At 71.4% G+C, this 11,077-nt stretch carries 12 protein-coding genes; 8 read left to right on the forward strand and 4 right to left on the reverse strand.

Annotated elements, in window-relative coordinates; all coding sequences use genetic code 11:
• The first annotated feature begins 60 nt into the window (after window positions 1-60).
• The 4 genes from I0C86_RS34905 to I0C86_RS34920 are packed head-to-tail and all read left to right on the forward strand — an operon-like array spanning window position 61 to window position 1,828.
• Window positions 61-876 carry a type II secretion system F family protein gene (locus tag I0C86_RS34905; protein WP_407676383.1) on the forward strand — a complete coding sequence of 272 codons (816 nt, stop codon included), beginning with the start codon at window positions 61-63 and terminating at the stop codon, window positions 874-876.
• A 24-nt stretch (window positions 877-900) separates the two neighbouring features.
• Complete coding sequence (locus tag I0C86_RS34910) at window positions 901-1,068, forward strand: DUF4244 domain-containing protein (protein ID WP_196205590.1); 168 nt, start codon at window positions 901-903, stop codon at window positions 1,066-1,068.
• The gene (locus I0C86_RS34915) at window positions 1,065-1,433 is read left to right on the forward strand and encodes a TadE family type IV pilus minor pilin (RefSeq protein WP_196205581.1); all 369 of its coding nucleotides are present in this window, start codon (window positions 1,065-1,067) and stop codon (window positions 1,431-1,433) included. The genes I0C86_RS34910 and I0C86_RS34915 overlap by 4 nt, the downstream gene beginning before the upstream one ends.
• Window positions 1,430-1,828: an Rv3654c family TadE-like protein gene (locus tag I0C86_RS34920; RefSeq protein WP_323374035.1), complete on the forward strand. Its 399-nt coding sequence runs from the start codon at window positions 1,430-1,432 to the stop codon at window positions 1,826-1,828. Before I0C86_RS34915 ends, I0C86_RS34920 begins: the two co-directional genes overlap by 4 nt.
• A gap of 49 nt (window positions 1,829-1,877) precedes the next feature.
• Here the strand turns inward: I0C86_RS34920 and I0C86_RS34925 are convergent, their stop codons facing one another.
• The 4 genes from I0C86_RS34925 to I0C86_RS34940 form a co-directional block, all read right to left on the reverse strand.
• Window positions 1,878-2,420, reverse strand: coding sequence for a hypothetical protein (locus tag I0C86_RS34925; protein ID WP_196205582.1), 543 nt, complete (start codon window positions 2,418-2,420; stop codon window positions 1,878-1,880).
• A gap of 43 nt (window positions 2,421-2,463) precedes the next feature.
• On the reverse strand, window positions 2,464-3,792 hold the full coding sequence (locus tag I0C86_RS34930; protein WP_196205583.1) for a fibronectin type III domain-containing protein: 1,329 nt from the start codon (window positions 3,790-3,792) through the stop codon (window positions 2,464-2,466).
• A 56-nt stretch (window positions 3,793-3,848) separates the two neighbouring features.
• Window positions 3,849-4,058, reverse strand: coding sequence for a hypothetical protein (locus I0C86_RS34935; protein WP_196205584.1), 210 nt, complete (start codon window positions 4,056-4,058; stop codon window positions 3,849-3,851).
• A gap of 93 nt (window positions 4,059-4,151) precedes the next feature.
• A complete protein-coding gene (locus tag I0C86_RS34940) occupies window positions 4,152-6,728 on the reverse strand; it encodes a DEAD/DEAH box helicase (protein ID WP_196205585.1) in 2,577 nt (858 codons plus the stop codon).
• 127 nt (window positions 6,729-6,855) lie between these two features.
• Between I0C86_RS34940 and I0C86_RS34945 the strand changes: the two genes are divergently transcribed.
• The 4 genes from I0C86_RS34945 to I0C86_RS34960 all read left to right on the forward strand — a co-directional run bounded on the left by I0C86_RS34945 (window position 6,856) and on the right by I0C86_RS34960 (window position 11,074).
• The gene (locus tag I0C86_RS34945; protein ID WP_196205586.1) at window positions 6,856-7,218 is read left to right on the forward strand and encodes an STAS domain-containing protein; all 363 of its coding nucleotides are present in this window, start codon (window positions 6,856-6,858) and stop codon (window positions 7,216-7,218) included.
• 16 nt (window positions 7,219-7,234) lie between these two features.
• A complete protein-coding gene (locus tag I0C86_RS34950; protein WP_196205587.1) occupies window positions 7,235-7,672 on the forward strand; it encodes an ATP-binding protein in 438 nt (145 codons plus the stop codon).
• 291 nt (window positions 7,673-7,963) lie between these two features.
• Entirely contained in the window at window positions 7,964-10,357 is a 2,394-nt protein-coding gene (locus I0C86_RS34955) for a sodium-translocating pyrophosphatase (protein WP_196205588.1), read from the forward strand.
• A 174-nt stretch (window positions 10,358-10,531) separates the two neighbouring features.
• A complete protein-coding gene (locus I0C86_RS34960) occupies window positions 10,532-11,074 on the forward strand; it encodes a hypothetical protein (protein ID WP_196205589.1) in 543 nt (180 codons plus the stop codon).
• Window positions 11,075-11,077: the final 3 nt, after the last annotated feature.

The following is an 11,077-nucleotide window of genomic DNA, read 5'->3' on the forward strand; positions in this document are numbered from 1 at the left end:
GGGGGCGGGTCGGTTCAGTGCGAGCGGACTCGGCGCTGGCGCTACCTGGGGCGCGTGATGGTGGCGCGGACGGCGTTGCCGCTGGTCCTGGTCGGCATCGCGGTGCTGGTGGCGACCGCCGGAGGACGGGTTCGCCGACCGTCCCGCCAGCGACTTTCCGAGCTACGCGGCGAGGGGTGGTCGAGCCCTGCGACCCCACCTGCCGGGGCGGGATCGAGCGGCGGATCGTCGGCGGGAGGTGGGCTGGTCGCGGTGGATCGGAGTTGGCCGGGCCGGCCGAGGTGGATGGACCTCGTCCGGCTCGGGGCCGGACTGGGCGGACTGGCGGCCGCGGTCGTCCTGGGCGGTTGGCCGGGCGTACTGGTCGGTGTGTTGACGGCTGTCGGCCTCGACCGCCTGCTACGTCGGTTCGAGTCTGCGGCCGTACGGCGCCACCGGTTGCGTGCGGCGGCCGATCTTCCACTCGCGGCGGACCTCCTGGCTGCGGCGTTGCGGGCCGGCGCGCCGGTCGACCGTGCCGTCTCCGCTGTGGCCGAGGCGCTGGCGGGGCCGTTGGGGGAGCGGCTCGAACAGGTGGGGCGGACGCTCCGGCTCGGCGGCAGCCCCGATGAGGCGTGGCCCCGGCTCGGTCCGGTGCCCGGCGCCGAGCGGTTGACCAGGGCGGCCGTGCGCTCCTCGGCCAGTGGTGCGGCGCTCGCCGGGGCATTGACCCGGCTCGCCGACGACCTGCGTGCCGACCGGGTGACCACCGCCGAGGCGGCGGCACGCCGGGCGGGCGTGTTGATCGTGTTGCCGCTGGGGCTGTGTTTCCTGCCCGCGTTCATTCTCGCCGGCCTGGTGCCGGTGATCGTCGCCGTGCTCGGCGACGTGCTGTGACCGATACGAGAGGGGAACTTCATGATGCGCAAGCTCATCGTCCGGCTACGGGACGATGCGGGAATGAACACGGCTGAATACGCCGTCGGCACCCTGGCCGCCGTCGCCTTCGCCGGAATTCTGCTGAAGGTGCTGACCTCAGGCAAGGTTCAGGCCGCGCTGACCGGCGTCATCGAGCGGGCCCTGCCGTGATCCGGCGCCGGAGGATCGGCCGCGACAGGGGCTCGTTCACCGCCGAGTTGGCGGCCGGCCTACCGGCGCTGATGCTGCTGCTGTTCGCTGGGCTCGCCGCGGTCAACGCGGTGATCATCAAGGGGCAGTGCGTGGACGCGGCGCGGGAGGCGGCGCTGGCCGCCTCTCGCGGCGCGCCTGGCGTGCCGGCCGGTGCCGCAGCCGCACCACCGGGCTCCGTGGTGTCGGTGGCCGTCGAGGGTGACCGGGTGGTCGCCACCGTCCGGGCTCCGATCCGGGCGCTGGGTGCTCGACTGCCGAAAATGACCGTGACCGGAACCGCGGTGGCGGCCGTCGAACCCGGCGCCCCGGAGCCGTTCTCGTGACCACCAGGACCCTCGGCCGCGATCCTGCGGCTGGCCAGGGTGGCCGGGTTGGCTCCGATCGGGGCAGCGCCACCGTATGGCTGCTGATGGTGGGGCTGGTGCTGGTCCTGTTCAGCCTCGGTGGATCGGCGATCGCAGCCGCCGGGGTGGCCCGGCACCAGGCCCGGGTCGCGGCGGACCTCGGCGCGCTCGCCGGGGCCGCCCGCGTCCTCGAGGGCCCGGACACGGCCTGCGCCCGCGCTGCGGCCATCGCCGCTGCGAACAGTGCCCGGCTCACCAGTTGCACATTGGACGGATTCGATCTGGAGATCACCGCCGAGGTGCTGGTCGAGCCGATACCCGGGCTCACCAGGAACGCCCGGGCGACCAGCCGGGCCGGACCCGTCCGGGGCTGAACGGGCAGCCGCTCGACGGACAGTTGTCGGCGCAATGCGTCCGAGTCGGTCATCCGGAATCGAAGTTCCACCGGACGGGCAGGTCGGCGCCGCAGAGCGCACAGACGAAGTCGTCGTCCCTGACCACGTTGCGCTGCTGGCAGTCCGGGCAGCGGCGGAACACGAAGCCAACGGTGAAGTCGTCGGGGCGGGCCAGGCCGGCCTGGTCGAGAGCGGCGGCGACCGCCGGCCACGAGTCGAGATCCGGGCAGTAGCCGGTGGACTGATTGCTGACCTCGTCGACCCGCCAACCGAGCCACCCGACACCCGCCTCACCGGGTGGCTGCCGTACGAAGGTGATCTCGCCGGCCCCGAGCACATCCCGGCCCTCGGCGCAGGCGACGTGCTCACTGCGCCGGGGAGCCAACCGCAGTACACCGTCGAGGTCCACCACGAACGTGAACGGCTCGACCAGATCCGGCGCCGGTACCGTCGACACCCAACCGGCGAAGTCACCTGGTGCGGCGATCAGTGCACCTGCGCCGTCGGGCGTTGTTCCGGCCAGAATCTCGGCCGGACCGACATAGCGGTACCGCCGCGACAAGGTGACCATCTGGTGACCGTAGCCGGCTGGCGGATCGGCACGCGAGCGGAAATCACCTGACCGGAGGCATCGGTGGCAGGGCGGACGGGGTCGGTGGCGGGGTGAGCTGGACGGTGACGCTGCTGCTGGAGTTCCACGAGGCGTCGTACGCGACGATCCGTACCGTTTCGTAGCCGCCGCGTGGCACGACGACGGCGGTGTTGGTGGTGACCTTGGCGTCCACCCGAACCTCGTCCACGTTGAACACGTGGTAGACGTGGTATTCGACCACGCCCAGGTCATCCGTTGCCGGCTCCCATCCGAGGAGGTAGCCGTCGGCGGTCACCCCGAGCACCGTGGGTCGTCCCGGTGCGGTGGGCGGAACCGTGTTGTCACCGCTGCGGGGAAAGCTCGGCGGCTGCGGGACGGTCACCCGGGACGAGATCGTCGAGGTGTTGCCGGCCGCGTCGCGGGCGGCGACCGAGAAGTGGCTGATCGCGGCCGTCGCGCCGATCGGCAGGGTCAGCGGGCTGTTGTCCGGAACGGTCCGGGCGATCCACTGCCGGTAGAACTGGTCGCCCTGGTAGACGTAGTACTGCGTCACTCCGACGTTGTCGGTCGACGCCGGCCAGGTGATGGTCACCGCCCCCGGTACGACCTCCAGCACCTGCGGCTGACCCGGCGTACTGGGCGCCTGCCGGTCGTTTGCGGGCGCGGGTGGCTCGATCAGGACGTCGTCGAAGGAGCCGGCGGCAGAGGTGGTGACCAGCCCGATCCGGCCCGCGTCGAACTGGCCGTCCGTGGCGCTGACCGACACCGTGCCGAGCTGGCCGACCAGCGAGGTGCCGAGTACGGCCAGCCGCAGCGTGTGCCAGGCGCCGAGGGTGACCGTCGCCGGGGCGGTGGCGAGCGAGGTGACCCGGCCGGAGACCAGCTTGCCCAGTTCGAGTTGGTTGTCCGACCGCAGGGTCAGGTAGTAGTAGCTGGTGCTCGACTGGAGTCTGGCGAGCACCCCGATCGTCGAGCGGCCGGGCCGCAGCGTCGTCGGCTTGACCCGGACGCTGACGGTGTAGTCGGTCCAGGTCGGATCGCCGGTTCGAGCACTCGCGCCGGCGCTCCCGGTGCGCTGCCGGTAGACCTGCGAACCGTCGGAAGCCACCGACCACTGTCCGCCGGAGGTAGACCAGCCCGACGCGTTGCCGTCCTCGAAGTCGTCCGCGAGCAGCGGTGCCGCCACCGCACTGGCGGGTACGGCAGTGGTGCCGCCGGGTACGGCCGCCGTGGCGGTCACCGGCAGCACGACCGCGGCGGTGCTGACGGCGAGCACGAGCGGGCTGACGATCGCGGCGTACAGAGGAGCGGGCCGGCGACGTGCCGCCATCGTGCTGACGGGAGTGGTCACAGCGACCACCTGCCTTCCGAGACGGGACGGGGAGACGAAGCAGAGCCGGGACGGCCTCAGTGCCCGCCGCCCTCGGTCGCCCGTCGCACCACCCAACTGTTGAGCACCTGGTGGATGCTGTGCAGCATCTGGTGGATCTGGTCCAGGCGTTCGGCCTGGGCCAACGCCGCATACGCCTGGGAGAGTGCGATCTGCTGATCGACGGTGAGGTGAGCCTGGTCGATGGTGTACAGCAGTTCGACGGTCTCGGCGATGGTGTCGGCCACGACGTCCTCCTCAGGCGGATCCGTGGAAGCGCTCCCAGACTAACTTAACCCGATCTCCTTAGATCCATACATGCGAATACCGACTATCCGCGATCAGTTTCCGGTCGGCTCCGGCGGCTCCGGCGGGGCGACCTTCGCAAGGTTCGTCAGCACCACGTCGAGCACCCGGACCGCTTCCGCCTTGGCCAACGGATTGTTGCCGTTTCCGCACTTCGGGGACTGGACGCAGGACGGGCAGCCGGTCTCGCAGCCGCACTCGGCGATCGCGTCCCGGGTCGCGCCCAGCCACGCCGCCGCCGCGTGGTACGCCCGCTCGGCGAACCCCGCACCACCCGGGTGACCGTCGTAGACGAAGACCGTCGGCGCCTCGGTGTCCGGATGGGCGGCGGTCGACAGCCCGCCGATGTCCCAGCGGTCGCAGGTGGCGACCAGCGGGAGCAGTCCGATCGCGGCGTGCTCGGCGGCGTGCAGCGCGCCCGGTACGTCGGCCACCTCGACCCCGGCCGCCGCCAGCGACTCGGGTGAGACGGTGAACCAGACCGCGACCGTGCGCAGTTCCCGGGCCGGCAGGTCCAGCGGCAGGGTGGCCAGCACCTCGCCGGAGGCGAGCCGACGACGCTGGTACGACACCACCTGGCTGGTCACGTCGACCTCGCCGAGGAACATCCCGACCGGCCCCGCGTCCAGGTAGGACCGGACCGAGACGACGGAGAGCGAGGTGACGTCCCGGGGATGGGTGGACCAGTCCGGCTCCTCGGCGTGCACCAGCGCGCACCCGTCGTCGAAGTTGAGGTCGTCCACCACGTACGACACGCCCTGGTGCAGGTAGACCGCGCCGGGATGGACCTGGAAGTGGGACGACGCCGGATCGACCGTGCCGAGCAGCCGCCCGGTCGACGACTCGACCACGTCCAGCGGCGCTCCGCCGGTGCCCCGCAGGTCCACCTCGGGCCGTCCGGTGTGTCGCCAGTACCAGCCGGTGGGGCGTCGCCGGAGTGCGCCCCCGGCCACCAGTGCCTCCACCGCGTCCTTGGCGCCCTCCCCGAAGAGTTCCAGGTCGGCGGGGGTCAGCGGAGACTCCGCCGCCGCGCAGCACAACTGCGGCCCCAGCACGTACGGGTTGGCCGGGTCGAGCACGGTGGCCTCGACGGGGCGGCCGAACAGCGCCTCCGGATGGTGCACCAGATAGGTGTCCAGTGGATCGTCCCGGGCCACCAGCACGGCGAGCGCCTCGCCGCCGGATCGCCCGGCCCGGCCCGCCTGCTGCCAGAGCGACGCCCGGGTGCCGGGGTAGCCGCAGATCAGCACCGCGTCCAGGCCGACCAGGTCGACGCCGAGTTCCAGTGCGCTGGTCGAGGCCAGTCCGAGCAGGTCGCCGCCGAGCAGGCCCTGCTCCAGAGCCCGACGCTCCTCCCGCAGATAACCGGACCGGTATGCGGCGACCCGGCCACCCAGGCCGGGTACCGCCTCGTCGAGGGACCGTCGGGCGGTGGTGGCGATCACCTCCGCGCCACGCCGGGACCGGACGAACGCCAGCGTCCGTACCCCGGCCGCGACCGTGTCGCTGAGCAGGTCCGCGGTCTCCCGCAACGCCGAACGGCGTACCGGCGCGGCGTCGAACACCGCGTCGGAGCCTGTGGGAGATCCCGCGTCCGTACTGGCGTCGGCCGGCTCCGAATCCGACGACGGCGGCAGCAGCGGCGGCTCCCAGAGCGCGAAGGTCAGCCCGCCGCGCGGCGAGGCGTCCTCGGTGACCGCGCTGACCGGCAGGCCGATCAGCCGCTCGGCCACCGCCGCCGGATCACCGGACGTCGCGGAGGCCAGCACGAACACCGGGCCGTCCGTCGGCCCGGGCCCGAGCCGCTGCGCGGGCAGGCTCACCGAGGACGAGGGTGCGGGTGCGGGTGCGGACGGGGACGGGGACGGGAGTGCGGACAGGCCCGGCGCCGGCTGTCCCGGGATACGGGGATAGCGGGCGGCCTGGCGACGCAGCCGGCGCAGCACGTGCGCCACGTGTGATCCGAATACTCCCCGGTAGGTGTGGCACTCGTCGACGACCACGAACGCCAACCGGCGCAGGAAGCCGGACCACTTCGCGTGCCCGGGCAGGATACCGTGGTGCAACATGTCCGGATTCGTCAGGATGAACCGGGAGTGCTGCCGGATCCAGTCCCGCTCGGCGCGCGGGGTGTCGCCGTCATAACACGCCGGTCGTACCCCGTCGAGACCGAGACTGCGCACGGCCCGCAACTGGTCGGCGGCGAGCGCCTTCGTCGGCGCCAGGTAGAGCGCGGTGGCCCGGGGGTCGGTCAGCAGGGTGGCCAGGGCGGGCAGTTGGTAGGCGAGTGACTTTCCGGACGCCGTTCCGGTGGCGATCACCACGTGCCGGCCGGCGTACGCGTGGTCGGCGGCTTCCGCCTGGTGGCGCCACGGTGCGACCACGCCCTGGTCGGCGAGGGCCGTACGGAGTTCCGCCGGCACCCAGTCCGGCCACGGTGCCACGGTGCCGGGGCGTGCGGGCACCCGCTCCACGTGCGTGACCGGGTCCCCGGCTGAACCGCCGGTGCGCCGGGTGAGCAGCCGGGTCAACAGTTCGTCCGGGTCCGGGCCACCGGCCGACCGGGGCCGATCGGCGCCGGTGCCGGCCGATACTGTTGGCGGGGACGTCACGCCCTGCACTCTCGCACTGTTGTACGGGCGCCGGAAAGCCGGGTAGCGGTGGGTGCACCGTCGGTGCGCTGCCCGCTGGTCGATGGTTAGATGCCCAGGAGCATTCCTGGCGGTCAGAGGAGGACTGATGGATCTGTCGCTGACGACCCGCGCCATCGGTGAGCACACGGTGTTGGAGGTCGGCGGCGAGGTGGACGTCTACACCGCCCCTCGGCTGCGCGAACGTCTCGTCGAACTGATCGACGGCGGGGCCCGCAGGATCATCGTCGACCTCGGGCGGGTGGATTTCCTCGACTCGACCGGGCTGGGCGTGCTGGTGGGCGCGCTGAAGCGGCTCCGTCCCGTCAACGGGAGTTTCGGACTGATCTGCGACAAGGAACCGCTGCTCAAGATCTTCCGGATCACCGCCCTCGACCAGGTCTTTCCGATCTACGCCACGCTCGAGGCCGCGATCAGCGCGGACTCGTCCGGTTCCGGTTCCGGCGAGTGATGTCGACGGTCGAGGCGTGATGTCGAGAGTCAGACTGTCGTTCACCCCGGCACCGGTTCACGTCCGTACCGCCCGGTTGGTGGGGGTCGCGGTCGCCCGCCGGGCCGGCGTCGCCGAGGAACTGCTCGACGAGGTACGACTGGCGATCGGCGAGGCCTGTGCCCGCGCGGTCGCCCTGCACCGCCAGTATGGCCTGACCGAGCTGGTGCTGGTCGAGATGTCGGACGGGCCGACGTACACCGTCCGGGTGATCGACCGGGCGCCGATCGAGGCCGGGCTGGGGCTGGCCGCGCTGCCGCCCGACGAGCTGGCCGACGAGGCACTGACCGACGAGGCGCTGACGGTGGGTGTCGGGTTCGCCCTGCTGGCCGGCTTCGTCGAGGACCTCCAGGTGCGGCCGGTGGACGAGGGCGTCGGCACCGAGGTGCGGATGGCCTGGCCGGTCGGCCGGTAACACCCCGGGACGCCACCCGCCGACGCCCATTACCAGAGCCGTGGCGGTAACACAGCGATAAAGATCATCGCGACGGGGCGGGTCCTCTGTGTGACCTCCAACACGACGGACCGCTAGAGTACCCGGGGTTATCAGCAAGTGTGCTGGTCCCGCTCCTGGGGAGTGGTGATCGCCGTCGGTTTCGACGGCGAGGGGCCGGCGACGCGCTTGCACATTGTCGCTCCACGCGTGGAGACGTCTGGCCGGTTCGTCCGCCGGCCCGGCGCGAGTGTTCGGTACAGGAGGACATAGATGTCCGTAGTCGCGGCCCCAGACAGTGGCGGGCTGTCCCTTTCTGGTCAGAATCTGTCGTACATCGTCGTTGCGGCGGTCATTGCGCTCGTGGCGCTCGGCTTTGCCGCCGCCCTGACCAAGGCCGTACTGGCGACCGGTAAGGGCACCAATAAAATGCAGGAGATCGCGGGTGCCGTCCAAGAGGGCGCCTCGGCCTACCTGATCCGCCAGTTCAGAACCCTCGCCATATTCGTCGTGCTCGCCGTGGTGCTGCTGTTCCTGCTGCCCGTGCACCACACCGAGGGCAGCGAGACGCTGGTGAAGATCGGCCGCTCGGGCTTCTTCGTGGTGGGCGCCGCGTTCAGCGCGTTCATCGGTGGAGCCGGTATGGCACTGGCCACCCGGGCCAACCTGCGGGTGGCGGCAGCCGCCCGGGAACACCAGGGGGGCCGGGAGGCGGCGATGCAGATCGCCTTCCGTACCGGTGGTGTGGTCGGCTTCCTCACCGTCGGGCTGGGCCTGGTCGGGGCGGCCGCGGTCGTCCTGATCTACCAGGGCGACGCGCCGACCGTGCTGGAGGGCTTCGGCTTCGGTGCCGCGCTGCTCGCCATGTTCATGCGGGTCGGCGGCGGCATCTTCACCAAGGCCGCGGACGTCGGCGCCGACCTGGTGGGCAAGGTCGAGCAGGGCATCCCGGAGGACGACCCGCGCAACGCGGCGACCATCGCGGACAACGTGGGCGACAACGTCGGCGACTGCGCCGGCATGGCGGCCGACCTGTTCGAGTCGTACGCCGTGACCCTGGTCGCCGCGCTGATTCTCGGCCGGGCGGCCTTCGGCGAGCACGGGCTGGTCTTCCCGCTGATCGTCTCCACCATCGGTGTGCTCATCGCCATCCTCGGGGTGTTCATCACCCGACTGCGCGCCTCGGACCGGTCCGGTCTGACCGCGATCAACCGGGCGTTCTACGCCTCGGCGGTGGTCTCGGCGATTCTCGTCGCGGCAATGTCCTTCGTCTACCTGCCGGCCACCTGGGCCGAGATGCTCGGGGACACCTGGCGGGAGAGCCTCGGCCTGGCCGCTGGCGATGCCGAGCCGATGGATCCGCGGATCATCGCGATCGGCGCGGTGGTGATCGGTATCGTGCTGGCCGCCGCCATCCAGGCGCTGACCGGCTACTTCACCGAGACGAACCGGCGGCCGGTGCAGGACATCGGCAAGTCCTCGCAGACCGGGGCGGCCACCGTCGTCCTCGCCGGCATCAGCGTCGGCCTGGAGTCGGCGGTCTACTCCGCGCTGCTCATCGCCGCCGGGGTGTTCGGCGCGTTCCTGCTCGGCGGCAGCTCCATCACGCTGTCGTTGTTCGCGGTGGCGCTGGCCGGCACCGGCCTGCTCACCACCGTCGGCGTGATCGTCGCCATGGACACCTTCGGCCCGATCTCCGACAACGCGCAGGGGATCGCCGAGATGTCCGGCGACATCGACGAGCAGGGTGCGCGCACGCTCACCGAACTGGACGCCGTCGGCAACACCACGAAGGCGATCACCAAGGGCATCGCGATCGCCACGGCGGTACTGGCGGCGACCGCGCTGTTCGGGTCGTACATCGACACGCTCGACGCCTCGTACGTCACCGCGGGGGTGCAGAACGTGGGTGGCGAGATCCTGGCCGCGCTGAACGTGGCCAACCCGCGCAACCTGGTCGGCCTGATCATCGGGGCCGCGGTGGTGTTCCTCTTCTCCGGTCTGGCCATCAACGCGGTCTCCCGCTCGGCCGGTGCCGTGGTGATGGAGGTACGCCGGCAGTTCCGCGAGCTGCCCGGGATCATGGACGGCACCCAGCGGCCGGAGTACGGCAAGGTGGTGGACATCTGCACCCGGGATGCGCAGCGCGAGCTGATGACTCCCGGTCTGCTCGCCATCCTGGCTCCGATCGCGGTCGGCTTCGGGCTCGGCCCGGGCGCGCTGGCCGCGTACCTGGCCGGTGCCATCGGGACGGGCACGCTGATGGCGGTCTTCCTGGCCAACTCGGGCGGTGCCTGGGACAACGCCAAGAAGCTCGTCGAGGACGGTGCCTACGGCGGCAAGGGCTCGGACGCGCACGCGGCCACGGTGATCGGTGACACGGTCGGTGACCCGTTCAAGGACACCGCCGGTCCGGCGATCAACCCGCTGCTCAAGGTGATGAACCTGGTGTCGCTGCTGATCGCACCGGCCGTGGTGGCGTTCAGCGTGGGCGACGACAAGAACACCCCGTTGCGGGTCGGGATCGCGGTCGTCGCGACCCTGATCATCGCCGCGGCGGTGGTGTTCAGCAAGCGCAAGCAGGTGGCCATGTCGGACTCCGACCCGGACTCCGGTGGTGCCGGCAGCGGCAGCTCGGACCAGCGGCCGCAGACCGTCAACGCCTGATCGGTATGGAGTGGATCCGGGTCCGGCGCGTTCGCGTCGGACCCGATCCGTCTCCCCAGGTGACCGTTCCTGATGTCCACCGCCGGCTGTTCTGGCTGGTCAGGGGGCCGATCCGGAGAGGGCCGAACAATTACCCTTCTCGTGAAGTCGGTTCGAACCCGTACGCTGCAACGCATGCGTACGCCCCGCGCGGCAGGCGCCGGAAGGTTCACGGCGGTCCTGTGCACCATCGCCCTGCTCGTGGGGGCCTGTGCCGGGGGGCCGTCCCCGCAGGCGTGGGCGGCCGCGGTCTGCGCGGCGCTGGCTCCGTGGCGGGCCGAGATCGGGACGTTGACCCGGAGCACCCAGCAGCAGATGACGGCGCAGACCAGTCCTGCGCAGGCTAAGGAGAACCTGGTCCGGTTGCTGCGGGGCGCGGAACTGGCCAGCGAGACCGCCCGGCAGAAGGTGGCGGCGGCCGGCGTACCGGACGCCGAGAAGGGTGCGGCGGTGTCCGAGGGCTTCCTCGCCTCGCTGACCGCGGTCCGGGACGCGTACGGCAGGGCCGGCGCGGCGATCGAGCAGCTCGGCACCGGGCAGGCGACCGTGTTCTACGACGGGGTCAAGGCCGCGGTCGAAACCCTGAACAAGGAGTACGAGTCCAGTTCGCTCGACACCAGCGAGTTGGACTCGGTGGAGCTGAAGCGGGCCTTCGACGAGGTTCCGGAGTGTCGCTGACCC

The organism is Plantactinospora alkalitolerans, assembly GCF_015690345.1.
In the GTDB taxonomy this organism is placed as follows: domain Bacteria; phylum Actinomycetota; class Actinomycetes; order Mycobacteriales; family Micromonosporaceae; genus Plantactinospora; species Plantactinospora alkalitolerans.